This is a genomic window from Acinetobacter sp. WY4 (assembly GCF_018438165.1).
Classification (GTDB): Bacteria; Pseudomonadota; Gammaproteobacteria; order Pseudomonadales; family Moraxellaceae; genus Acinetobacter.
The window spans coordinates 946539-971525 of the sequence record NZ_CP053947.1 but is presented as its reverse complement, the minus strand read 5'-3'; the positions used below and the strand labels follow the sequence as shown (position 1 = coordinate 971525).

The window sequence follows — 24987 nt, the reverse complement described above, 5'->3', positions numbered from 1 at the left end:
AATTAGAAAAAGCCCTATCTGATTGATGGGGCTTTTTTATGTTGATTTATTCTTCATCAGCAATTCAAGAATAGGATTTGGGTTTGGTGATAGAGCTCAGATCATGTATTCATCATTTAATAAAAAAGTTATAAAAATGCCAAATAAAACCAATCTGAGCATCGGTGCAGTCATTGCACTGTTGATTGCTGCTTATCTGGGCCTGGATCTACAACAATCCCAACCACTTATTCCATCCGCATCTGATACTACAACTGAAACGCTTGATTCAGAGCCTAATTTAGTACCCTCTCAAACGACTGATGATCTGGACCGAATTGCACGGGCGTTTCAACAGCGCCAGAGTGATCTACAAGTGCGTTCAAGCGGGCAGGTGATTGTCGTTTTGCCAGATGATCATGAAGGATCGCGCCATCAAAAGTTTATCCTCGAATTACCAAATGGCCAAACTGTACTGGTTGCACATAATATCGATCTGGCACCGCGTATTCAGAGTATTCAAAAACAGGATCAGGTCGAGTTTTATGGAGAATATGAATACAGTGACAAGGGCGGGGTGATTCACTGGACGCATCATGACCCTGCGCGAAAACATGTCGATGGCTGGTTAAAACATCAAGGAAGAACCTATCAATAAGGTTCTTCCAATTGGATAAATCGAATATGGCGTTTAAACGCTCATAATTGCGCTGTTATAGCGCGATTTCCAGTTCGGTAGGATTTTACCTAAATAGGCATCCATGCACCAAATTGGGCCAATGAGGAGGAATTGGAGGTCTTTGAAGAACGAAGGCTTTTTACCTTCCACTTTGTGCCCATAAAATTGGCCAATCCAGGCTAAGACAAACAGGGCAATAAAGAAACCGGTACCGACTGGCAGAATCCAGATGAGCCAAGCCATCACCAACGTTAATACAGCCATCGCTACTGCCAAAACAAGATCTAGGCGTGCATAGAAGATAAAAGCCAAAACCAGTAGCAGGGTAGTCAGCAAAGCGCTGAAATGCGCTAGAATGCCAATAATCGAAAAATAGATGGTCGGTACGCAAACCCAGTGAATCAGCTTATTGGTTTTATTTTGATGGCTGTCACTATATTCATCAAGCCATTCAGATATTGTTTTCATTCTTCGCTCCATTCCATGAACATGTTTTGCTTATCTGGAAATATAAAGCAGAATCCGGATATGGTCAAAAGTTAATCATGCAAGCGAGCGAATTTTATCAGGCAGGATGAGCCTACCAAAATTTTATTGAAAGAACTTTAAGATAGTGCTGAGCAGAGGCGTTTATATTCTTCTGTAAAAATGAGCACAATAAAAAAGCCACATTACTGTGGCTTTTGTTAAATGTGTTGCAGGTCAAATCTTAAGAATTTGGACCAGCGACACGTTCAATACTGACTTTTGCAGTACCGGCACTGGTAATACCTAACTGTTTCGCAGCACCGTAAGATAAATCAACAACACGGTTGCCATGGAAAGGACCACGGTCATTTACTTTAACCACAACGCTCTTGCCGTTATTGCGGTTAGTTACGCGAATATAGCAGTTCAATGGCAGGCTACGATGAGCAGCCGTCATTGCGTTCATGTCAAAGGTTTCACCGCTTGCAGTTTTACGGCCGTGGAATTGACGACCATACCAAGACGCTGTACCTGTCTGACTGAATTTACGTACAGTATTAGAAGCCACTGTATTCAGTTTTTCAATCACTGAAGGCTCTTCTGCAGGAAGTTCAATTTTCGCTGCAATGGTTTCACGGCGAACTTTATCGCCAGAACGCTCAGTGATTGAAAGGCTGTTCAAATTTGTGAAATTTGAATTGAAGCTTTGAGCTTCTTTATTGAGTACTCGCGTGGCAAGACGCGAATTGTCATTTTCATTGGTGAATGAAGATGACGGAACCATATCTGCCTGCGATTGCGTCAGCGTGACGATCGTGGCAATGGCCATAAAAGACTTCAAAATTGAAGAATGCATCGAATCAACTCCTAACAGCATATCTATTGGTTATTCATAAATGGCTGAAAAACCATGTAAACATGCCTGATATTTAACTTATGCAACTACATTTAACGAAATGGATAATATTCATGCCGGCAATACCCTGTCTAGTGTTTAATTAAAATAGTTAAAAAAAGAACGCAAAATAAACAATGATTGATCAAAAAATAATCAATATTGTAACATAATATTAAAAATGCTTAAAATACGCACAAATTAACCCATAAAAATGTTGACTTTCATAATTTGTATTAATTTTTAGTGTTAACGGCTGGTAATTTCGGTACCTAATAACCACAAAGCAGTGGCATACATACGGCTGCGATTATAGGTGGTAATCACTTGAAAATTTGGATAAGTGATGTAGTAAATCGAGCCATAATTTTCTTGTAATTGAATTACATTGACCAGATCCAGATCGTCAATTTTTACGATTGGATTCATTGGGCTAATGCCTTGCGTTTTTAACACACCATAAGGCATAGGTTGAGTCAGATCCTTGGCAATCACAGCATCGGGATTTGAACCGGTATAACGTGCCGGAAAGGCAATCGGCTGATTACGCTGCCAGCCATGCTGTGCCAGATAGTTGGCAATCGAGCCAATCGCATCTACCGCTGAGTTACGCAGGTCAATATGACCATTGCCATCGTAGTCCACGCCGAATTTGGGAATGTTGCTCGGCATAAACTGCGGATAGCCAACAGCGCCAGCATAAGAACCCACCACAGAAGAGGTGGCAACACCATCTCTATATGACCAGGCAATTAAAGCAGCCAGTTCATCCTGAAAATACTGGGCACGACGTTCATAGCCAAACCCTAAGGTTGCTAGGGCATCACGAGTGACAAAAGAACCCTTGTTGCTGCCAAAACCGGTTTCTACACCTAAAATGCCCAGAATGATCGATTGCGGCACACCAAACTGCTGTTCAGCACGGTTAAGCGTTTCTGCATATTGCTGTTTAAAGCGTACGCCGCGCTGAATGGTAGATTCAGCCAGGAAGTTAGTCTTATACGAATACCAAGGCTTACTTTCACCTGGGCGATTCATGATATTGATGATATTAGGCAAATTACGCGTACCGTTCATGGCGGAATCTACTTGTTGGGCGCTCAGCCCATAGCGCTGCATGGCGTTTTGCTTAAAAACGGCATAAGAGGGGTGATATTGGAAATCGTTGGCCAGACTCAAACTGCTGAGACCGAATGCGGTAAGTGCGATTGAAAGCTGCTTAAACTTTTTATAAAAATCCGATTTCAACATCTTGCTACGATTTCCAGTTTTTTTGATGAGTTGCTGGCGATGTCATTTGAATCATGCCATGAAAAAGATTGATAAATTTTTTCAATCGTGGGGCTTAAAGTGCCAGATTAAAGATAACATTCGGATGAATAAGAGACCTAGCCGCTTATACAAAAATAGCGATGGATTGGCTATTTTTACGGCAGTCTGTCTTATAGAGCCGCTTATCTGTAACAAGCTATTTCACTGATCATAAAAAAGCCTGACCGAAGTCAGGCTAATTCCTCAAGATTTGTAGAAAATCTTGAAACCGTGCTATCCAAAACTATTCTGTATAGAACAAAGTATCGTGATATTCAGCCATGGCACGCAGCTCATCTTTATTCAAATTCAGAATAATTTTATCTGCTGCCATATTGATGGCCTTGATCACTGCAGATGCACCAATATCTGCTGCCTTGCGTTTGATCATGCCAAGATCCAGGGTTTTATTAAAGTCGACCATAAAATGTCGGACTGTCGCTTCACCAAATTGCTTGTACAGGTTACTGAACGCTTGTTTATCGATACTCTGACCGGCTTTAAGTTCCGCATAATGATGTTTTAAGTTAGTTACCAGATTGGCATCTAGTGACTCACCAATGCGGAAATGCCCTTCAGGATCTTTAAACAGACTGCGCTCAGAGAATGCAATCGACTCTCTGACTACGTCATTTGGTGCTTTACTCAATAACTGTTTCAGCAAAACTGCAACAGTCGACTTGATATAGCCAGCCAGTTTTTCCGCAGTATCGCGTTTATCACTGGCAGGGAAGCGACGCACCAGCTCGGTGAGAATCGCATCAATAATTTCATCATTAATCATCAATGCGGTTTTATCACGCAATGGGTAAAGCGGCTCACTTGAATTTTTGTTTTTTTGTGCAGTCTGAATTGTATTTAAAAGCTCTGCAGAAGGAATAAACCCAAAAAATGGCATTGTTCAACCTCAATGTTTTTTATTGTCGCGCTAAACGAATAGGGCGAGGCATCCATGTTAAATCCGATACACGGCAAGGGTTGATATCCAATCCACCACGGCGTGTATAGGTTGCGTAGACCATCAGCTTTTCCGGTTTCAGTTGCTGCCAGATATCGGCAAACATCTGCTCCACACATTGTTCGTGGAACCCATTGTGCTGACGGTAGGAAATAATATAAGCTAAAATACTCTTATAACAAGGTTTTTTACCCTGATAACGTATAAAAACTGTTCCCCAGTCCGGCTGGCCAGTGACAGGGCAGTTACTTCTGAGTAAATGTGAATACAGCTGTATTTCGCCTTCTGCTGCATCCTTCGAATCCAAAGCCAATAAACTGGCATCTGGATGATTTTCTAGGCGCTCAGGTGTCAGCTCATCAATACAGATGCCTTCAGGCTTGCTGATCTCTAACTCATCAACCTGAAACAGTTGCAGTTTAACTTTAGCTTCAGCCGCAGTAGATAAATCTTTTTCTGCGGTCGCGATAAAGGCCTCTTTAGATGCAAACTTGGCAAAATTCAGGCTATTGAAATACAGCTTCAAAGATTTAGATTCGATCAGATTCGGCGAGGACGCTGGCAAGCTAATGCGGCCAATGGCGACTTGTGGCACACCTGCTGGATTTAACCAGGAAATTTCAAACACATGCCACCAGTCTGCACCTTGCTGAATCGCTTCGACATGTGCGTATTGTTCACGGGCAGGCGCGCGTGAAATCGGAAACAGAACATCAGGATGATATTCTGTCGGGTAATTGGTGTCTTTACCAAGGAGAGATTGTTCTACACTCATTATTCACGCATTCCTGAACCACGGGAGAGTAAATGATAGGCCACTGCATACAGCACGGCACAACATAAGGTAATTACTGTCAGTGAAATGGCGACATTGACATCGCTATGTCCTAAAATGCCATAGCGGAAAGCATTCACCATATACACGACAGGATTAATTAAAGATAAATTTTGCCAGAATGGGCTTAAGCTCGAAATAGCATAAAATACACCACCCAAATAGGTCAGTGGCGTTAACACAAAAGTCGGGATGATCGAGATATCATCGAAAGATTTGGCATAGACGGCATTGATAAAACCACCCAAGGAAAACAGCAGGGAAGTAATCAAGACTGTATATATAGTCACAAACCAGTTGGTGATGTATAAATCGGCAAAAAATAAGCTCACTGCACTGACAATGATCGCAACCAGTATCCCACGAATCACACCGCCCAATACATGACCCCATAAAATGGCATGCATCGGTACCGGACTCATGATCAGTTCTTCAATACTTTTCTGGAATTTTGAGCTGAAGAAGCTAGACGAGACGTTGGCATAGCTATTGGTGATCACGGCCATCATAATCAGACCGGGCACAATGAACTCCATATAACTATAGCCGCCCATTTCTCCAATGCGTGAACCGACCAGATTACCGAAGATCACAAAGTACAGGCTCATGGTAATTGCAGGTGGCAACAGGGTCTGTGGCCAGATGCGCATAAAGCGACGGACTTCTTTATAGATAATGGTATATAAAGCTACGCTGAGTTGATTAATGTTCATTGCGCAGCTCCATCCAGATTTTTCTCGACCATTTTCACAAAAAGTTCTTCCAGACGATTGGATTTATTGCGCATACTGCGTACCTGAATATTCTGTGATTCCAGCAATTGGAACAGATCATTCATGCTATGCGCCTTGTCCATGGTGATTTCTAAAGTCATCGGATCGATCAGGTTAAAACGCACGCCGATGATATCCAGATGCAAAGGTTCAATCGGTTCGGCCAGATCAAAAATAAACGATTCTTCATTGAGCTGACTCAGGAAGCTTTTCATGGTGGTGTCTTCTTTAATCACACCGCGATCAATAATCGCAATACGGCGACACAGCATTTCTGCTTCTTCTAGATAATGTGTGGTCAGAATGATGGAAGTGCCTTTTTCATTCATCTCGTTCAAAAATTCCCACATCGAACGACGCAACTCGATATCAACACCAGCCGTCGGTTCATCCAGAATCAGCAGTTTCGGTTCGTGCATCATGGCACGCGCGATCATCAGGCGACGTTTCATCCCGCCCGATAACATGCGGGCCTGAGTGGCACGCTTTTCCCATAAACCCAGTTTGGTCAGATAAAGCTCCGCCCGTTCCTGGGCAATTTTTTTAGGAATGCCGTAATAGCCTGCCTGAGTCACCAAAATATCAAAGGTTTTTTCAAACTGGGCAAAGTTGAATTCCTGAGGTACTACACCTAGGCACTGTTTGGCCTGGGAAGGGTGGGTATCCAGATTATGACCAAAAATTTCGACTGTACCGGAGGTTTTTTTTGTTAATGAGCTGATAATACCGATGGTAGTAGATTTTCCTGCGCCATTAGGCCCCAATAGCGCATAAAATTCACCTTCTGGTACATTTAAGTTAATCCCTTTCAATGCCTGAAAGCCATTGCGATAGGTCTTTGACACATCCCTTAAGATCAGTGCATCAGTCATGAATATCTCAAATGGTGAAAAGTTGAGATATTGTGAGTGATCTCGCAAAATAAGCCAAGTGATTCACATGCAATTCTGTGTTGCTGTTTTGGAACATTGTATAAAGCTTAAGCATAAAAATGATGAAGTTAGAGATAGTTGCTTTACCTTATGCTTTTTTTTGTTATGATGTGCGCGATCCAAAAAAGATGCGCTCATAGCTCAACTGGATAGAGTACAGGTCTCCGAAGCCTGTGGCGTGGGTTCGAGTCCCGCTGAGCGCACCATTTATTTAAACTATAAAACTGAAAAATAAATCAAATTAGTATCGCACACAGTTGCGGCCATCATCTTTCGCCCGATAAAGATTGTTATCGGCAGTTTTCAAAACGTCTAGAATATTTTTAGAACTGTCTGGCCAAGAAGCAATACCAATCGAAATGCTGATGAAACCTATGTTGTGAATTTCTTTACATGCAATCTCTTTTCTGAACCTTTCTGCACTTTCATAAACTTCAGTAAGATTGCTGTTCGGTATAATAATGATAAATTCTTCACCGCCATAACGGCAGCAAATATCATCTTTACGAAATTTTTGCTGCATCGTCTTGGCAATATGCTTTAAGACAACATCACCTTGATCATGACCATAATTGTCATTCACGTTTTTAAAGTGATCCACATCCATCAGAAGTACTGAAAACGGGATGTTCATTTTCATGTTTTGAGTCATGACGTAATTTAAACCACGACGATTCATCAAGCCGGTTAAAGGATCCGTATTAATATGATGATCCATCTTGCTCATTTGTTGTGAAAATTTGCGAACACTGAGCAGTAGGGCTAACTTGAATTTTGTGACCTCATAGTACCAAGGCTGGATATTCTTAATTTTTGAACCGATTTCTGCCTGATTTAGCAGACTCGCCATATCTGCCAGTTGATTCAACGGGGCCGAGATAGAGTCAGACAGTCGCCATACAATATAAAAAACAAGCAGATAAAATAAAAAGAATCCTGCGGCTAATTTATAAAGGATAGAATTTGCCTGTTTAAGTAAATCATGGGTGGGTTGTTGGGAAACCACGATCCAGTTTGAAGTCGGAATATGAGAAAAACCCGCCAGATTATCAATGCCCTGGCTATTGATTAAACGAATTTGACCATTTTTATGCGCATGCATATATTCCAGACCAGTATTATTGCTGGCCAATTGACCGATTCTTTCACGATCGGGATGGAAAATAATTTTATTTTCATTTTTAATCACATACATATAACTATTCTTATAATTTTTATAAGTGGTTAGAAGCTGATTAATTACATTTTTTTCTTTTAAATAAATCGCTGAACCGATGAAGCCCTGATAGTGATTTGACTTGTCAAAAATAGGTTGAGAAATAAACACAATCATATTTTTTTGCACAGAAAAATAGGGCGAAGATATATAAGTCGATTTTTTATGAAGAGAGTCAATAATCCCTTGAGTATGTTGTATTTTGCTTTTATCAATATGCAGAATATTAGGGGAAAAGTTTATCAGTCTGCCTTGGGTGTCACTGATCACAACACTGTTATAGTGTTCAGACTGATATTTTAATTTATTGACCTCGGCTTCTCTTAGCTCATTGTTATTAAAGTCTTGACCTAATATCTTGGCACTATAGTCCAGCTCAAGAAGCATATTTCTAAAATGGTTGTCTGTGCTTAATGCAATTTTATGTGCATGATCAGAGTTTAAGGCAAGAGAATTGTCGATTAACTGATTTTTTACGATCTGATAGCTAATAATGAGAGAAATAATAAAAAGGCTAGACACACTAAAAATAGCCAATAAAAGTATTAACTGCCTTAAATTGAGATCAAGGTGTTTCCTAAAATTATTAGCTGACATAAAAAATTAGATATACCTCGATGTATTTATGAGCATTGTATTGCATTTATATTCAATGTTTAAGGTTGATATAAAATTAAATTTCCATTAAGTGGGAGTTTTTATTTCGATCAAATTTAGAATTTATAGATTGCTTGGCTGTAAATAGGGTGGATTTGAAAAGCTGAGTAAGGTTCTGAATATTTGACTATGCTGCAAATAAAAATATGGTATTTAACGTTCAGAAAATCAATTGAATAATTTTGATTTCCTTATGTAAGTTATTAAATAATCAGACAAAAATATGGTTAATTGACATTGATGGGAGATTAAATTGTCGCCATTTTTTGAAAAATAATCATTTTAAAATTAGTCGTATCGATTCATGACAGCAGTTTCTTTGAATATTGCGTCCTTTTCCGGAAGTATTTTTTATTTATAAAAAATCATATTCCAACTTAAATTTTAAAGCGCTTATTGAGATTATGAACGAGAGTATTGAGCCGTCTATGCAACGGGAAGTTGTATGCTTAATAAGGTATTTTTCTAGAAATCAATAAATTAGATAAAGATGATATGAATGCAAAATTCTTCGTAAGACAAGCCAGAAATATTCTAATCTGCTTTAAAAAAATGACAATTGGAATCTTGTATAAGTCTTCTTTTAGAAGTGTAAAAGAGTATTGTTGGCTAAAAAAATACTGTTATATTGAACTCATGGTAGGTCGTAAAACCAATAAGACGCTACCGATAAGTTGGACGGATCAATGACAGTTAGTTGAGTTTGATGTTTATCACCAGACAATAAATCTAGCACTAGCCATCCAACACAGAGCTCGCAGAAATGCGAGCTTTTTTAATGTCTGCACAATTCATTAAGTTTAATATTCTTTTTCTTATAATCCATTCAGATAAAAAAGTTTACATTGCCAAATTCGCTAACATCTTGAAGATTAATCGCTTGGCTAATTATGGTATAAAAAACTGCAAATTGGATAATGAGAGAGGAAGGAAAAATGTCAAAGATGATTGATATCAAAGTGAAAGATCAATTTAGCCAAGTGACTGAAGCGAAAGCGATGCTGCGTTCCTTTGCAGAGCACAACATTCATCATGCAGCTGAGTTGGTCAAAAAAATTGAACACATCGTGGTGGATGGTGAAACCATTCTGCCGAGTATTGAGTTGTTGTTTGAAAGCCAACAATCTTCAAATATTTATCGCGTTATCGAATAATTTAATCAGTGAACTTCAGATAGGTAGAAAAAAATTGAACTTATTTATCCGAAATCACCGATTCAGCAGATAAAAAACTCACCATTTAGGTGAGTTTTTTATACTTTGGTGTTTGCTAGCTTGGATACTACTGTATGCAGCTATAATCAGCTTCTGATTCAATATCTAAGAGAAGACAACGTGATAATGGGCTTTAATTGGCCGAAGAAATTCCCCATACCAATAAAAAAGTTCGCTAGAGTGAGCAAGTATTTAAATCTGTTTAAGCTGTACATCCACATCATATTTTTCAAATTTTTGCAAAATCTGCGCTAAAGTTTGCTGTGCGGTTGTATGCTCAGGGCTTAAAGAAATTTCCTGACGAGTCGTGCTGTCAAAACATTCAATGGCCTGAATCAGCCAATGATGCTCAATGGGACTTTTTTGAATCAATATACGGCGCGGTTGCAAGCTATCACTGATCTGGCGGGGAAGCACATAGGTAATCGCCAGTTGCACAAATTGCAGTTCTTCAACCGGACTTAAAAAGGTGATCACCCAGTTGCCAACTTTACTCAGTTGCATGGGATTATCGAACGCATCGAATTCTAAATAATGTGACATATACATGATCCAATCGGATGTCTATGCTCACCTATATGGCGGGATTGTAATTCTTTTTCTATCACGCTTAAGTCGGATATTCCGAGCTTTAAATTTCGCTTGAATATAAATATTTCAAATAATCAATTAGTTATCTTAAACAATCAAAGCTAGCTTATTGTTAAACTTGCTCATTTAAGAGTTTTAAAGACTAAGATCTTATTAGTCTTCAGCTTTATTTTGCTGTAATTGATCTAAAGCAAAATTGATCTGCTTCAGAATGTGATTCAATTCTTGGGGAGCAATACGGCTTTCCTGAAGGGACGTGATCCATTGCATTTGGCACAGTTTTAAACTGCGCGTATCCGGCGCCTGTAAAATCTGATGAATTTGCTGCTTGGCCATCAAGCCACAATATTTTTGTAAGCTTTCCATCATCATATATTTAAGGTCTTCAAAAGACATAGGTTGCAGTTCAGGCAGCTTTTTTGCATGGCTTGAATCCGTTTCAGCAGATGGAATGTCCTGCGCTACTTTAATGGATTCCATCTCAGGATGGAGTTCTTTTGTCGCAGAAGCTGCTGCTATCGATGAGTCCAACGATCGGTGAATCTCGGAGTGTGCCAGGTCAACTTTTGTATCTGTTCTTGCATCAGCCTGCTTTTGACTGATGGCTACCTCGCCCGTTTCAGCTGGAATAATTAAATCCATGGCATAAAGCTGATCTAAGAGTTCGGCAGGAGCAAGCTGTTGTTTTAAGCCATCATTTAATAAGTTGAAATCCTGGCTGCCGATCAGAACCAGTAAGCGGCGTTGGCGTGCGGTCAGTGGGATGGAGCGATCCTGTAGCACCTCGATCCCACGTTGAGTTTTATAAAAATGCATCATAGCTGAATAGATGGTTGCTAAAATTCAGCTAGAGCATAGTCTGTGAAAATTACATTAATATGAAGTATTTATTAAAATACTGAGGTTTATTTTGATAAGACCTATAATGTCGTGATCGCCGTATTTTCAAGGGCCTTACGTAAATAAGGATCCAGTTCATCCTGACGCAATAGCCATTGCACATAGTCAGTAGGAAGTTCGGCGATGGCAGTACCGCGATGTTTGCCAAAATTAATCGTACGTGGAATTCGGGCATCTTCAGAAGCGTCGAATAATTCCTGCATACTGTTGATTTTTAAATGATGCACAATATGCATCAAAATATTAGCAGTTAAAATAATATCCATATCGGCACGATGCGCTTTACGGATCATTTCACGCGCTCTTTCGCTGCCTTTGGTGATCATATAAATCAGGGCAGAAATATTGTGTGCTTCCGCATCTGGCCAGACCCGACGTGCTAAAGCCAAGGTGCAAATTGCCTTGATTTTCGAAGTATCTACTCCACATTTTTCGATGGCACGGACATCATAATCAATATTATGGCCGATCATGTAGATGGTTTCATCAGGCAGGCGAAAGGTACTGTAATGCGGCTGACCTTCCAGATCCGATTCCAGAATATGATGCACGGCCATGGCAGCAAAAGAAATGGCTTCGTCACAGGTATAGAGCTGATCAAACAGGCGACTTTTATCCAGACTTATTTTATGTTCTACAATTTCGACAGGCGCATAAGCAATTTCGATGGGTTGACCATTTAAAGTATGCGTTTCGGTATCAAGAATAATGGCCTGCATGTCGGAAATGTGCCTGAAAAAGAGAGGAGAGTAAAATCTAACATTATTATTTTGCAACTGACAATTGAATTGCTTTATTTCTGTATTAATTACCGGCTTTTTAACGTATGACGACTATTTGTATAGTTCTGGAGACAGAAACCTCTCTATTCTTAAGTTTGCATGCTGATTTCATAATAAATCTAAACCAGTGCGAATTTAGCAAAAAAATAACGCATTCTTTTCTTGATATTGTTTAGATAAATTGGGAAATTAGATATGGTTTTATCGTTTGTTAAAGATAAAACCAGAAAAACTCATTAGAGATGATAATAAATAAGATAAGGATAAGATCGATGAAACGTCAAGTATTGACCTGTACTCTTCTCACATTAAGTGTAGCCTTAACTGCTTGTAACGATGATAGTGATAATGATCGTTTTTACGAGTCCAAACCTGCTGTTCCAGTAAATAATATCGATAATCCAGTCGTGGCAACACCTGTAGCCTATACTCAAACGGATTTTTCTGGGATCGCTGACGAAAGTGTGATCATGACTTATAAGATGTTAGGAATTAATGGTAAGGAAACACAAGCTACTGCATTAGTTTTCACACCCGAGGGAACGCCTCCAGCTACAGGCTGGCCAATTGTGGCATGGGCACATGGAACTACCGGTGTAGCTGATCAGTGTGCGCCGAGTCGAAAAGCGCTGAATGATTATATTAAAGCCATGATTGGCGGGTTTCTCCAAGCTGGCTATATTGTAGTGGCACCTGACTATGAAGGTTTAGGAGAGCCGAGTGGAAAAGAACTTCATCCTTTCTTGAATCTGAAAAGCGAAGCTTATTCTATTACTGATGCAGTCGTGGCTGCACGAAACTATTTAGGTTCACAAGCGTCTAATCAATGGGTTGCAGTAGGGCATTCTCAAGGTGGCCAAGCAGCTTTAGGCGCTGCGCAATATGCAGCACGTGCTTCTAAGATGACCTATAAAGGTACGGTAGCTTTAGCACCGGCTTCAAATTTCAATCTGATTTTGACAGGAGGTGAACAACAGGCGGGACAAGAAACAAATCTGGATAAAAAAATTGGAACTTTAGCATCTTTAGATACCTTTACTGCACTGATTGTTGCTGGTTTGCGTAACCCGAACCCAAATTTGCAATATAGTCAGATTTTTAAAACGCCAACCGATGAAATCGCAAAAAATGCAGAAACTGACTGTTATGATGTATTAGGCCAGAAATTTGGTACTGCAATGTATGCTTATACACAATCAAATAATAACTCAGTAAATAATTATCCTCGTACTCAAACTAACTTTATGAGTATTCCAGTCGTAAAGAGCTTCTTAGAAAAAGATTCTCAGCCTTTACTTGTTAAAGTTTCTACGCCAGTGATTATTTATCAGGGTTCAGCAGATAGTACCGTTCCCAAAGCAGCAACAGATGTTTTAGTTGCACTCGCCAATCAGAAACAAACTTCAGTACGTTATATTACGGATGAGTCAAATGTGACTAAATGGGATCATGGTAGTGTCTATGCACTGAATATTCCTAATATTATTTCAGATGTAAAATCTCTAATGCCAATTCAATAACTTATTTTTATCTGAATGGCTCATGTTTTTTTAGACATGAGCCATTTTTATTGCAAACTGAATAAAGTTCATGATCGAAAATTTAAAACTTCATGCTACAATACGCGCCAATCTTAGCACGGCTTAAAAGCCCTAAATCAATAGGACCTCGCTAATGTTTGCCAATATCTCTATCGCTGAATTTGATCCAGAATTAGCTCAAGCAATCTCGAATGAAGATGCTCGCCAAGAAGCTCATATTGAGCTAATCGCTTCTGAAAACTACTGCTCACCAGCAGTTATGGAAGCTCAAGGTTCAAAACTTACTAACAAATATGCGGAAGGCTACCCAGGTAAACGCTACTATGGCGGTTGCGAGTATGTAGACGTTATCGAACAATTGGCGATTGACCGTGCTAAAGAACTCTTTGGTGCTGATTATGCTAACGTTCAGCCACATGCTGGTTCACAAGCAAACTCAGCAGTTTACTTAGCGCTTCTTAACCCGGGCGATACAGTTCTGGGTATGAGCCTTGCTCACGGTGGTCACTTGACGCACGGTGCAAAAGTAAGTTTCTCTGGTAAAACATATAATGCGATTCAGTACGGTTTAAACCCTGAAACTGGCGAGATCGATTACGAAGAAGTTGAGCGTTTGGCGCTTGAGCACAAGCCACGCATGATCGTTGCTGGTTTCTCTGCATACAGCCAAATCGTTGACTGGCAGCGTTTCCGTGACATCGCGGACAAAGTTGGCGCTTACCTATTTGTTGATATGGCTCACGTTGCAGGTCTGGTTGCCGCTGGCGTTTACCCAAGCCCGGTGCAAATCGCTGACGTTACTACGACTACGACTCACAAAACACTTCGTGGTCCACGTTCTGGTTTAATCCTTGCGAAAGCAAACGAAGAAATCGAGAAGAAACTTCAATCGGCTGTATTCCCAGGCAACCAGGGTGGTCCTTTGGTTCACGCGATTGCTGCGAAAGCAATCTGCTTCAAAGAAGCAATGGCACCTGAATATAAAGCGTATCAACAACAAGTCGTTGTTAATGCGAAAGCAATGGCTGAAGTATTAATCGCTCGTGGTTATGATGTAGTTTCTGGTGGTACTGAAAACCACTTGTTCTTGCTGTCTTTAATCAAGCAAGACATTACAGGTAAAGAAGCTGATGCTTGGTTGGGTGCTGCTCACATCACTGTGAACAAAAACTCTGTACCAAACGATCCACGTTCTCCGTTCGTGACTTCAGGTATCCGTATCGGTACACCTGCAGTAACAACGCGTGGTTTTGGCGAAGCTGAAGTACGTGAACTTGCAGGCTGGATCGCTGATATCCTAGATGCTAAAGGCGATGAAGCTGTTATCAACGCGGTGAAAGAAAAAGTTGCAGCGGTATGTGCTAAATTCCCAGTTTATGCATAATTGCTTATAAACGGAAAGGAGCTCCCAACCGGGAGCTTTTTTTATAGCTGTAAAAATAAAGATATAAAAGGTGTTTGGACTTGATCAAACTTACATAGATCAATTTCCTTGCCGCAAGAGATTGAGTCATCAATAAAATCATATTGAGTTTTTCTCAATCTGGCTTAAAGTCTTTTATCAACTATTTGTATTTTTAAATGCTTTAAAAGAATGGATGCATTCATTGCACGCTTTGCTTGAAATTATTTACAGGAATTATTTTCAGAACCTGACACTTTAAGAATAATAGGTTATTGAGCTGAAGATCATGGTAGATGAAGCGCTTGAGTGAATCCCATGTTACTGTAAGGTGGTGCTGATATAAGCGCCGTGAATGACATCATTCTTTTTATTTAAACGTTATATGGATCGGTATCATTTGAATATGGGTAAATCCTGTATTTAAAAATGCTGCTGGCGGTTAATTGATTAATTTTTCATTTATGCATTAAACAAGGTAATAAGGATGACTAAACCCAACATTATTTTATCTGAACAAGATTTACATCGTCTGGAAACGATGCTGGAGAATCAGAGCAAGCTGAGCGAAACCATGATCCGCTTAGAGGATGAATTGGCACGTGCCGAAGTGGTCGAGCCGCAAGCGATCGCAAGCAATATCGTGACCATGCATTCCCGTGTGTTGTTGACCATTGCACCTTCTACGGAAGCTGTTGAGGTGACACTAGTTTACCCACACGAATTTAAAGGTGAAAAGGGGCAGGTCAATGTCATCGCACCGATAGGTGCAGCCATTTTGGGCTTAGCAGAAGGTCAAACCATTGAATGGCCACAACCGGATGGTAATACCATGAAAGTGACCATTGAAAAAGTGCTATTTCAGCCGGAGAGCGAAGGGGATTATCTTTAAGCCAGCGTTGGATCATCCTTGAAAGCCATAGCAATATGGCTTTTTTTGTATATGGATTTTAAGTAAAACCTGATGTTGTAAGCATTTAGATCAGATTGAATACATTTTAAAGTTCTAAATGCTTAAAGTTAAATAATTCTCAAAATGCAATGTAGTCATTTATCTCTGCAATTGAATCGTATTGCCAAAATCATAATTAAAATAAAGATAAAACATGGATTTAGTTAAAGTGATGTAACGAATTTCTGGATAAATATACACAACGCGGTCTGTTTTTTTGCTACATTCGAAGATGTTCTAGACTTCTTTGTTTCACTTTTTTAAAGGATATCGCCTCAACCATGTCGCGCTTTGAAGCTCTACCTGCCTTGACTGACATGATGCTTGATCGTGAGGAAATTCTGGCGATTAAGCGTAATGAGCTTGTGCCTGTACTGGATAATCAATATGGGCTGAATCATTATGCAGATGCTCTGATTCAGGCACAGTCCGTTCTACTGAATGGTGTAGATCCGCACTTGACCCAACAGTTAAGCCAGACCATTGAACAATTGATTCATGCCTTGGCAGAATCTAAAAAATATCTGAAAAAACGTAAATTTAATGCTCTACAGAAATGGCTGGGCATCGATCTGGATTATGGCTCAAGTCAGGTGGAATATTATCAACGACTGGACCGTCTGCTGGATCAGGCCGACCACCTAAGCCGTAAATTACAGATTGAAATTCAGAAATCGCAGTCGCGTTTTCAGCAGCTTTTGGGTTTGCGCGAACAGATGGCTAAGCACATTGTCGCAGCAGATGAGTTTTTATCTGAATATCCGCTATTCGTCAAAAATCAGCATCCACTGGATAATTTTTCAGAACGCCTCTCCAAGAAAATTAATACCTTACGTACCTTGCAAAGCAGTAATGACATCGCCATTACCCAGATGCAGCTTTCGCAGCAGCTTTCCTTTAGTTTGTTGGATCGCTTTAAGGAAGCACAGCAGGTCTTGATTCCGGCTTGGCAATATCATGTCAAACAAAGCCAGACGAAACACTCGACAAGTGATCTGGAAAAACTTGATAATAGCCGTGAGAGTCTGATTAAAACGTTAAAAAAATCCCTCGAGAAGCCCTCGAAAACATAACAATATAAGGTGAACTATGACCAAGTCTGATTTAGTAAATTTACCTGTTGAAAGCTCGAATGAACTGGTCGAACAAAAATTCCAGCAAATGGACCTGAAAGAACTGGGCTTGCAGCCTGCTGACTTTCAGGAGGTGCTGGCTGCACGTAAAGAGTTGCAGAACATGAGTCATAACAGCGTGGCTGAGTATGGTAAAAATATTGCGACCAAAACTTCGACCTATACCGATGAATTGCTGAATCTGGTGCAAAATAGAGATCTGGATGCGACAGGACAAAAACTGAATCAGGTGGTACAGGTGGCTCAGCAGCTGAATACCAGCAGCATTCTCAATAAAAAGAAAAGTTCGGGTTTTTTTGGCAATATCATTAGCAAATTCAAAGGTGCGAAAGATAACTTTGATGCGCATTTCAATACCACTAAAGAGCAGCTAGATGTATTGGTGAAAGAGATTGAAACCTCGCAATCCGGTTTGAAAGCACGTGTTGACACCCTGGATAAAATGTTTGACGGGGTACAGGATGAATATAAACAGCTCGGGGTACATATCGCCGCAGGACGTTTACGCGAACAGGAGCTGCAACAGGAAATTTCCGCTTTAACCGCCTTGCCGCAAGATCAGAGCACCACTCAGAAAATTTATGACCTGAACCATCTGGCCAATAATCTGGAAAAACGTGTCAGTGATTTACAGGTATTGCAGCAATCTGCCATGCAGACCTTGCCAATGATCCGGATTATCCAGTCGAATAACCTGATGCTGGTCGACAAGTTCTATGCGATCAAAAACATTACTTTACCGGCGTGGAAAAACCAGATCAGTCTCGCAATTTCATTGAGCGAACAGAAGAACAGTGTACAGCTGGCCAATACCATTGATGATGCCACCAATGAGCTGCTGCGCCGTAATGCAGACCTGTTACATCAGAACTCGGTCGATACCGCTAAAGCCAACCAGCGTTCGGTGATTGACATCGAAACGCTTGAACATGTGCAAAACACCCTCATTAAAACCGTAAACGATGTGATTCAGATCCAGAAAGAAGGAGTACAAAAACGCACAGAAGCAACCGTGCGTTTGAAAGCTTTGCAGGATAATCTGAATCATTTGGTGATTGAATCAAGTACCAGTGGATCCAAGCCCAACTAAACCAGGTAGGGCCAAAATCTGAAGAAGGAGTAGAGATTGCCGCCCTTAGATGAATACACCGTTAAGCCTCAGGACATCAAGCAGGGGGTAGTTGCACTCAAGAAACGTCAACGCAATTTGATGCTATTGGGTTTGACCACCTCTACCATATTTATAGCTTCAATGATGAGCCTGTTTTTCCAGCAGGAACTGGTCTATGGTTTTTTTGGCCTGAGTACTCAAGTACAACAGTTGCATTTACCGGTCAGTGTAGATGCCACACTGGCCAACATTGGTGATAGTCCGGATTATTTTTTTAGTTTGCTGAGCTGGTTTGGCTGGCTGATTATTAAAATTTTTGCCTCTTTCATCGGCGCATTTTTTGTGATTGGCTTACTGAAAAAGTTGCGTTTCTTTTATGTGCGCTTTCAGTCTTTTGTGCTGAAATTTGTTGGTTGGCTGATTGCTTTTATCGTGATCTGGTCAGGATTGACTTACTGGCAGCATGATCTACGTAATGATCGGGATGATGCTTATCAGCAAGTGGTGTATTACGACAGCAATATCAATGACAGTGAAATCGCCCGTTATCTGGCCGATTCAGAGATTGCAGCACCGGTGAAATCTTATTTACTGGCGCAAACGGCATTGCTGCATAAGCCGCAGGATTTATCTGCCGCAAAACCTTATGTTTTAAACCTGGTTGAAGCAGAAAAACAGGATCTTAAATTTGAACACTATGGTTTCAAGCCTGAACAAATCTGGACCATGCAGCAACAGGTCTATGGTCAAGCCATGACACCAGTCGCCAAGAGTGTAAATACGCAGGTACAACAGGCGGATCAGTTAAGTCAGATCACGAATCTGGTTATTATTGGTGTTGCTATTTTATCGGCACTACTTAGCCTAATCTTGTTTTTCTTGGCCAATTCAATCAAGGGTCGTTCTCTGCGTATCGAACAGCGGATTCATTAATTTCCCAAAATGCTCCTGAATAGGGTAATGCTGATCAGTTAAGGAATTTAGAAATACTCTTTAGCTTTTCAGTCGTTTATGAAAGAGTCTTAACTTTTTAAATCAAATACTTGCAATATCACTTGTTACTTTGGTTTCGCCCAAAGTAACCAAAAGCATTTGTCATCCGCAAAACTCGTCAGCCACTATCCCTTAGTAAATTTGTCGCAAAAACAATCATTTTTTAATGTAGTCCTGCCTCAAACAGTTGCGGATGACTTTGCTACCTATCAAATATAATCTTGAATTTAAAAAAAATGCCAGTCAATTGCTTAACTGACTGGCCTGGCATTACCTGAATAGGGAGCATTTTTTGATGGAATTTCAACGCTATTTTTAAGACAACCTATTCAACTTGCTCTATATAGCCCAAAAATAAAAACAAGGCAGCATAAAGTCTATAACTGGATTAATAATCTAAAATACCGATCAATAAAATAAAAACAAACTGTTTTACCTGTTTATTCAATTCATTTAATATCCTGTTATCAAATAAACATTTACTCCTTTGGAGACGTTAGCAATGTTAGATCAAAATACTTCAGCCCAACTTAAAACCTTATTAGAACGCCTAGAAGGCCCGATTGAACTGGTCGCGACTTTAGATGGCTCTGACAAATCAGCCAAAATCCAGGAACTGGTGTCCGAAGTGGCTGCACTGTCTGACCTGGTCACTGCACGCTTTGACGGCACCAACAAACGTGCGCCAAGTTTCGGGATTGCAAAAGCTGGTGAAGAGCCACGGGTGTTCTTTGCAGGCTTGCCAATGGGCCATGAGTTCACTTCGCTGATTCTGGCATTGCTGCAAACCTCAGGTTATGCACCAAAAGTCTCGGATGAAGTACTGGCAAATATCAAGAGCCTGGGGGTTCAATCTAATTTCGATGTATTTGTATCGTTAAGCTGCCATAACTGTCCGGATGTGGTTCAGGCACTCAACCTGATTGCCATTTATAACCCGGGGACCACAGCGACCATGATTGATGGGGCTTTCTTCCAGGAAGAAGTCGAAGAACGCAAAATCATGGCGGTGCCGATGGTGTTCCAGGACAACCAGCATATCGGTCAGGGTCGTATGACACTGGAAGAAATCATTGCCAAGCTGGATAGCAATGCCGCTGCCAAAGATGCGGAAAAGCTGAATGCCAAAGACGCCTTTGATGTTCTGGTGATTGGTGGTGGACCTGCTGGGAATACCTCTGCAATCTATGCAGCGCGTAAAGGCATTAAAACCGGGATCGTGGCGGAGCGCATGGGCGGTCAGGTCATGGACACCATGGACATCGAAAACTTCACGTCTGTACAAAAAACTCAAGGTCCGAAGTTTGCAGCCGAGATGGAAGCCCACGTGCGTGAATATGGTGTCGACATCATGAGCCTGCAACGTGTGTCTGATATCAAAGGGGCAGACGAAACGGCCAATGGTCTGGTGGAAGTGACTTTAGAGAATGGTGCCAAACTGGAATCTAAAACCGTGATTCTGTCGACCGGCGCACGCTGGAGAGAGATGAATGTTCCAGGTGAGCAGGAATACAAAACCCGTGGTGTGGCATACTGCCCGCACTGTGATGGCCCACTGTTCAAAGGCAAGCGTGTAGCCGTGATTGGCGGTGGTAACTCGGGTGTTGAAGCTGCGATTGATCTGGCAGGGATTGTTGAACATGTAACGCTGGTGGAATTTGATACCAAGCTGCGTGCGGATCAGGTGCTGCAAGACAAGCTGAACAGCTTGCCGAATACCACCGTGATCAAAAATGCTTTATCTACGGAAGTGGTTGGTGATGGTTCACAAGTGACTGCACTGAAATACAAAGACCGTGCTACGGATGAAGAGCATGTGGTTGAGCTGGCGGGGATCTTCGTGCAAATCGGTTTGTTGCCAAATACGGACTTCCTGAAAGAAACCCAAGTTGAGCTGACCAACCGTGGCGAGATTGTGATTAACGACCGCAACGAAACCAATGTGAAAGGTGTATTTGCAGCAGGTGACTGTACCACAGTGCCTTACAAGCAGATCATCATTGCCACCGGTGAAGGTGCCAAGGCATCAGTGTCTGCTTTTGATTACATCATCCGTTCAGGACAATAAAAAAATAGCACCTGGGTTCCCCAAAACCGAGGTGCTATATCTTATAAATACATTATTATCGCTTTATAGGAACTCAGGACGCTAACACCCGAGTTCCTTTTTTTATATTTATTATTGGAACAGCCAAAAGTGTCCCCACGCACTTTCAGCTGTTCCTTTCCTCTGCACAGTTTTTGTTTTCAACCCTTATTTTTATACTTTCCCCAAGGTTGTTTTTATATAAAGCAATGTTTATTCCATCGCTTCATTTTTAAGATTTAAATAAGTTCAAACCCTTAAATTTTTCCAGTAATTGTTCTTGTGTTTCCCGATACTCCGGATGTGGAACAATGCATTCAATCGGACAGACATCTACACAGGTCTGATGCTCATAAAAACCGACGCATTCTGTACAACGGTTCACATCAATTTCATAAACTTTCGCACCCTCATAAATCGCGTCATTTGGGCATTCCGGTAAACACATATCGCAATTGATGCATTTGTCGGTAATTAGTAGTGCCATATTTAACTCGCTTGATAAGCCAGTGAAGATGCCGAAATATCCATAGTCGAGCTTGGCAGATTACGAATCAGCAGGGCATATTGCATATCAACATCTGCCGGAACTGGAATCTCAACGATATGACCTGAACCTTTGGCGTCTTCGATCAGATTACCTTTTTTGTCTTTCATTTCGGTTAAATTGAAAGTGATATTGCCTTTAGTCGTCATCAGTTCGAGTGAGTCACCGACGATAAAACGGTTTTTCACATCGATCTTGATGTAATCTCCATTGCGCTCCAGTACTTCACCGCAGAAAATTTGATGATCAAAACTGGAAGAACCATGTTCATAATTCTGATATTCACTATGCACATGGCGGCGTAGAAAACCTTCGGTATAACCACGATTCGCTAAGCCTTCCAATTGTGTCATCAGTGACGGATCAAAAGGTTTACCCGCAAGCGCATCATCAATCGCTTTACGGTAAATTTGAGCAGTACGGGCGCAATAGAAATAAGACTTGGTACGGCCTTCGATTTTCAGTGAATGCACACCCACTTTAGTTAAGCGCTCTATATGCTGGACTGCACGTAGATCTTTAGAATTCATGAAATAAGTGCCGTGTTCATCTTCTTCTGCGGCAAACATATCTTCATCATTCCGCTGCAATAGCACAGGCTCATCAAACTGATGTTGTTCTTGCATGTGCTGTTCATCAGCATCTTTAGAGCAGCAGCCTGAATCCAGATTTTTTACTGGAATGACATCACCGGTTTCATCTTCCTTGGCATCCAGAACTTTATATTCCCAGCGGCAGGCATTGGTGCAGGCACCCTGATTGGCATCACGTTTATTCATATAACCGGACAACATGCAGCGGCCAGAGTAGGCCATACATAATGCGCCATGAACAAAGACCTCAATCTCCATATCGGGCACTTGCTGTTTGATTTCTGCAATTTCTTCAATCGACAGTTCACGTGACAGAATGACACGGGTCAGCCCCATGTTTTTCCAGAATTTCACGGTTGCCCAGTTCACGGCATTGGCCTGAACCGACAGGTGAATATCCATCTTTGGAAAATGTTCACGCACCAGCATGATCAGACCTGGATCGGACATGATCAGCGCATCCGGCTGCATCGCGACCACAGGTTCCAAGTCGCGAATAAAATTTTTCAGCTTGGAGTTGTGCGGCTGGATATTGACCACCACATAGAATTTTTTGCCAAGCTCGTGTGCTTCTTTGATGCCAATCGCTAAATTGTCATGGTCAAATTCATTATTACGAACACGCAGGCTATAGCGCGGCTGGCCGGCATAGACTGCATCTGCACCATAAGCGAAAGCGTAGCGCATATTTTTGAGTGAGCCAGCAGGTGAGAGAAGTTCAGTAACGGTGGTAATGCTCATGATCAAATCGAAAGACATATAAAAAGTACGGCTTTATTCTAATCATCTGGAATTTGGATTCAACCTAGTAAATCACTCGGAAATACGCGATTTGGAGGTAAAACAAAGTTCTTTTTTAAGTAAAGAATTCTCCATAAAATATCTTCAATATTCAGTCATTTTCAGGGTTTTCAAGCGTTTTTAAAATCTGGCAATGATCAATGGTGGTCGGGGTATTGCAACTTTCTCTAAGTATTATTAGTTGCTGTTCAAATATCTGTAATTCTTTAATTTTATTTGAAATATCCAAAAGATGCTGATCAATCAGTTGGTTGACAGCACAGCATTCCTGCTCTGGATTTTGTTCAAGTTGAATCAGGGTTTCTATCTCTTTTAATGACATGTCCAAGGCGCGACAACGCTTGATAAAAAGCAGTCTTTTTAATGCGTCTTCACCATAATAACGATACTGATTACTTGCTCGAAAATTCGGCTGAATAAAGCCTTTTTTCTCATAAAAACGTAGGGTATCAGTGCTTAGACCAGTCTTTTTGGCCATTTCTGAAATCAAATAAACTGACATATCGCCCTCATGCTTGACCTTGGAGTTAGTCCATAGTTTCTAATCAATTTATCGTATTTTAGATAAAAAATCATCGGGGGAGTTATATGGCCTGTAGTTGTAGTTCTGAACCGGCACCCATCAAGCCCAACAGCAAATTTAGAGCAGCGCTATGGATTGCCTTGCTGGTAAACTTCACTTTATTTGTAGTGGAGCTGATCGGTGGTGCATATGCACATTCATCAGCCTTGTGGGCAGACGCGCTAGATTTCTTTGGTGATGCCGTCAATTACGGGATTTCTTTGGCTGTACTAGGTGCGAGCCTCTATTGGCGGGCAACAGTCGCTTTGGTGAAGGGAGTGACCATGGCGTTGTTTGGTCTGGTGGTTATTAGCAAAGTGATTTACGCCTATCTGCAAGGTATTCCACCTGAAGCACTGACAATGGGCCTGATTGGTGTGCTGGCCTTAGTAGCGAATGTATTTACAGCAGCAATTCTTTATGCTTTTCGTGAAGGTGATTCCAATATGCGGTCGGTCTGGCTCTGTAGTCGCAATGATGCAATTGGCAACTTTGCGGTCATTTTGGCAGCCGTAGGTGTATTTGGTACAGGCAGTCTTTGGCCGGATATTATTGTGGCTGTAATTATCGCTACACTCGGCATCACATCAGGTTATCAAGTGATTAAGCAGTCTCTGGAAGAAAGATCACTTAAACATAAATCCAGCTAATTTTTATATTTAAAGCTGTCCTGCAGGGCAGCTTTTTATTTATTTCCATTTTTATAATATTTGAAAAATAAAGCTTTACAAATAAGCAAATTAAATTAGAATCTCTGGCGAAATTCAGAAAATATACATAAATTTTAATAATTTAGTTTTTTGCATCGTGCGAGGGTTAATGTGAATTTAATTAAAATTTTTTCAATATTGGCAATATCGGGGCTAGCCGCTTGTAGTTCCAAAGTCGTGACTTATGATGCAACAGGAAAAATCATCGGTTCATGTATGGCGACGCGTGGCCTACTTTCGACCGCAAGTGCACATTGTAGTGGTTCAGGCGATGCCTTAGGTGTGAATTACAATACGCCAGATGCGAATACAGGCCTGTTACCAACGCCACCAAGCCAAAATCAGATTAATTTAAAACCGTAAATA

Annotated in this window: 25 protein-coding genes and 1 tRNA gene; 12 read left to right on the top strand and 14 right to left on the bottom strand. The window is 40.9% G+C overall.

Annotation, left to right across the window (positions count from 1 at the left end):
• Positions 1–136 precede the first annotated feature (136 nt).
• Positions 137–637 (top strand): DUF3465 domain-containing protein, encoded by a 501-nt coding sequence (locus G4D73_RS04540; RefSeq protein WP_213687486.1) that lies wholly within the window; start codon positions 137–139, stop codon positions 635–637.
• Positions 638–670: 33 nt separating this feature from the next.
• On the opposite strand, the gene G4D73_RS04535 is transcribed toward G4D73_RS04540, so the two are convergent.
• From G4D73_RS04535 to G4D73_RS04505, 7 genes are all read right to left on the bottom strand, one after another.
• Entirely contained in the window at positions 671–1126 is a 456-nt protein-coding gene (locus G4D73_RS04535) for a DUF962 domain-containing protein (RefSeq protein WP_213687485.1), read from the bottom strand.
• A gap of 241 nt (positions 1127–1367) precedes the next feature.
• Positions 1368–1982 carry a septal ring lytic transglycosylase RlpA family protein gene (locus tag G4D73_RS04530; protein WP_004279046.1) on the bottom strand — a complete coding sequence of 205 codons (615 nt, stop codon included), beginning with the start codon at positions 1980–1982 and terminating at the stop codon, positions 1368–1370.
• A 288-nt stretch (positions 1983–2270) separates the two neighbouring features.
• The gene (gene mltB / locus G4D73_RS04525) at positions 2271–3272 is read right to left on the bottom strand and encodes a lytic murein transglycosylase B (protein WP_153566585.1); all 1002 of its coding nucleotides are present in this window, start codon (positions 3270–3272) and stop codon (positions 2271–2273) included.
• A 304-nt stretch (positions 3273–3576) separates the two neighbouring features.
• A complete protein-coding gene (locus tag G4D73_RS04520; protein WP_004645603.1) occupies positions 3577–4230 on the bottom strand; it encodes a hypothetical protein in 654 nt (217 codons plus the stop codon).
• A gap of 19 nt (positions 4231–4249) precedes the next feature.
• Positions 4250–5065 carry an NADPH-dependent 7-cyano-7-deazaguanine reductase QueF gene (gene queF / locus G4D73_RS04515; RefSeq protein ID WP_213687484.1) on the bottom strand — a complete coding sequence of 272 codons (816 nt, stop codon included), beginning with the start codon at positions 5063–5065 and terminating at the stop codon, positions 4250–4252.
• A complete protein-coding gene (locus G4D73_RS04510; protein WP_004279041.1) occupies positions 5065–5838 on the bottom strand; it encodes an ABC transporter permease in 774 nt (257 codons plus the stop codon). Before G4D73_RS04510 ends, queF begins: the two co-directional genes overlap by 1 nt.
• Complete coding sequence (locus tag G4D73_RS04505; protein ID WP_213687483.1) at positions 5835–6770, bottom strand: ABC transporter ATP-binding protein; 936 nt, start codon at positions 6768–6770, stop codon at positions 5835–5837. The genes G4D73_RS04510 and G4D73_RS04505 overlap by 4 nt, the downstream gene beginning before the upstream one ends.
• Before the next feature lie 190 nt (positions 6771–6960).
• Between G4D73_RS04505 and G4D73_RS04500 the strand changes: the two genes are divergently transcribed.
• A tRNA-Arg gene (locus tag G4D73_RS04500) sits at positions 6961–7036 on the top strand.
• Positions 7037–7071: 35 nt separating this feature from the next.
• On the opposite strand, the gene G4D73_RS04495 is transcribed toward G4D73_RS04500, so the two are convergent.
• Complete coding sequence (locus G4D73_RS04495) at positions 7072–8643, bottom strand: sensor domain-containing diguanylate cyclase (RefSeq protein ID WP_213687482.1); 1572 nt, start codon at positions 8641–8643, stop codon at positions 7072–7074.
• Positions 8644–9638: 995 nt separating this feature from the next.
• Here G4D73_RS04495 and G4D73_RS04490 point away from each other — a divergent pair.
• The gene (locus G4D73_RS04490) at positions 9639–9857 is read left to right on the top strand and encodes a hypothetical protein (protein WP_004645598.1); all 219 of its coding nucleotides are present in this window, start codon (positions 9639–9641) and stop codon (positions 9855–9857) included.
• A gap of 252 nt (positions 9858–10109) precedes the next feature.
• Here G4D73_RS04490 and G4D73_RS04485 read toward each other — a convergent pair whose 3' ends face one another.
• The 3 genes from G4D73_RS04485 to G4D73_RS04475 form a co-directional block, all read right to left on the bottom strand.
• Positions 10110–10460, bottom strand: coding sequence for a hypothetical protein (locus G4D73_RS04485; protein WP_071850993.1), 351 nt, complete (start codon positions 10458–10460; stop codon positions 10110–10112).
• A gap of 201 nt (positions 10461–10661) precedes the next feature.
• The gene (locus G4D73_RS04480; RefSeq protein ID WP_044112094.1) at positions 10662–11327 is read right to left on the bottom strand and encodes a hypothetical protein; all 666 of its coding nucleotides are present in this window, start codon (positions 11325–11327) and stop codon (positions 10662–10664) included.
• Positions 11328–11428: 101 nt separating this feature from the next.
• A complete protein-coding gene (locus tag G4D73_RS04475) occupies positions 11429–12127 on the bottom strand; it encodes a DUF3820 family protein (protein WP_071850995.1) in 699 nt (232 codons plus the stop codon).
• Between the two features lie 335 nt (positions 12128–12462).
• Between G4D73_RS04475 and G4D73_RS04470 the strand changes: the two genes are divergently transcribed.
• From G4D73_RS04470 to ahpF, 7 genes are all read left to right on the top strand, one after another.
• Positions 12463–13710 carry an alpha/beta hydrolase gene (locus G4D73_RS04470; RefSeq protein ID WP_213687481.1) on the top strand — a complete coding sequence of 416 codons (1248 nt, stop codon included), beginning with the start codon at positions 12463–12465 and terminating at the stop codon, positions 13708–13710.
• 154 nt (positions 13711–13864) lie between these two features.
• Entirely contained in the window at positions 13865–15115 is a 1251-nt protein-coding gene (gene glyA, locus G4D73_RS04465; RefSeq protein ID WP_005103619.1) for a serine hydroxymethyltransferase, read from the top strand.
• A 505-nt stretch (positions 15116–15620) separates the two neighbouring features.
• The gene (gene rnk, locus G4D73_RS04460; RefSeq protein ID WP_004279022.1) at positions 15621–16025 is read left to right on the top strand and encodes a nucleoside diphosphate kinase regulator; all 405 of its coding nucleotides are present in this window, start codon (positions 15621–15623) and stop codon (positions 16023–16025) included.
• Positions 16026–16366: 341 nt separating this feature from the next.
• Positions 16367–17158 carry a hypothetical protein gene (locus G4D73_RS04455; RefSeq protein ID WP_004645592.1) on the top strand — a complete coding sequence of 264 codons (792 nt, stop codon included), beginning with the start codon at positions 16367–16369 and terminating at the stop codon, positions 17156–17158.
• Between the two features lie 16 nt (positions 17159–17174).
• Positions 17175–18308, top strand: a complete 1134-nt coding sequence (locus G4D73_RS04450; RefSeq protein ID WP_129716469.1) for a toxic anion resistance protein — start codon at positions 17175–17177, stop codon at positions 18306–18308.
• A 36-nt stretch (positions 18309–18344) separates the two neighbouring features.
• Entirely contained in the window at positions 18345–19262 is a 918-nt protein-coding gene (locus tag G4D73_RS04445) for a hypothetical protein (RefSeq protein ID WP_213687480.1), read from the top strand.
• Positions 19263–19824: 562 nt separating this feature from the next.
• A complete protein-coding gene (gene ahpF / locus G4D73_RS04440; protein WP_213687479.1) occupies positions 19825–21390 on the top strand; it encodes an alkyl hydroperoxide reductase subunit F in 1566 nt (521 codons plus the stop codon).
• A gap of 250 nt (positions 21391–21640) precedes the next feature.
• Here the strand turns inward: ahpF and G4D73_RS04435 are convergent, their stop codons facing one another.
• The 3 genes from G4D73_RS04435 to G4D73_RS04425 all read right to left on the bottom strand — a co-directional run bounded on the left by G4D73_RS04435 (position 21641) and on the right by G4D73_RS04425 (position 23851).
• On the bottom strand, positions 21641–21895 hold the full coding sequence (locus G4D73_RS04435; RefSeq protein ID WP_004645588.1) for a YfhL family 4Fe-4S dicluster ferredoxin: 255 nt from the start codon (positions 21893–21895) through the stop codon (positions 21641–21643).
• A 2-nt stretch (positions 21896–21897) separates the two neighbouring features.
• On the bottom strand, positions 21898–23307 hold the full coding sequence (gene yegQ / locus G4D73_RS04430) for a tRNA 5-hydroxyuridine modification protein YegQ (RefSeq protein ID WP_044112988.1): 1410 nt from the start codon (positions 23305–23307) through the stop codon (positions 21898–21900).
• A 133-nt stretch (positions 23308–23440) separates the two neighbouring features.
• On the bottom strand, positions 23441–23851 hold the full coding sequence (locus tag G4D73_RS04425; protein WP_180038758.1) for a Cd(II)/Pb(II)-responsive transcriptional regulator: 411 nt from the start codon (positions 23849–23851) through the stop codon (positions 23441–23443).
• Positions 23852–23937: 86 nt separating this feature from the next.
• On the opposite strand from G4D73_RS04425, the gene G4D73_RS04420 reads away from it, so the two are divergent.
• Together G4D73_RS04420 and G4D73_RS04415 are read left to right on the top strand one after the other, a co-directional pair.
• Positions 23938–24561, top strand: a complete 624-nt coding sequence (locus G4D73_RS04420) for a cation transporter (protein WP_213687478.1) — start codon at positions 23938–23940, stop codon at positions 24559–24561.
• 171 nt (positions 24562–24732) lie between these two features.
• Positions 24733–24984, top strand: a complete 252-nt coding sequence (locus G4D73_RS04415; RefSeq protein WP_004279009.1) for a hypothetical protein — start codon at positions 24733–24735, stop codon at positions 24982–24984.
• Positions 24985–24987 lie beyond the last annotated feature (3 nt).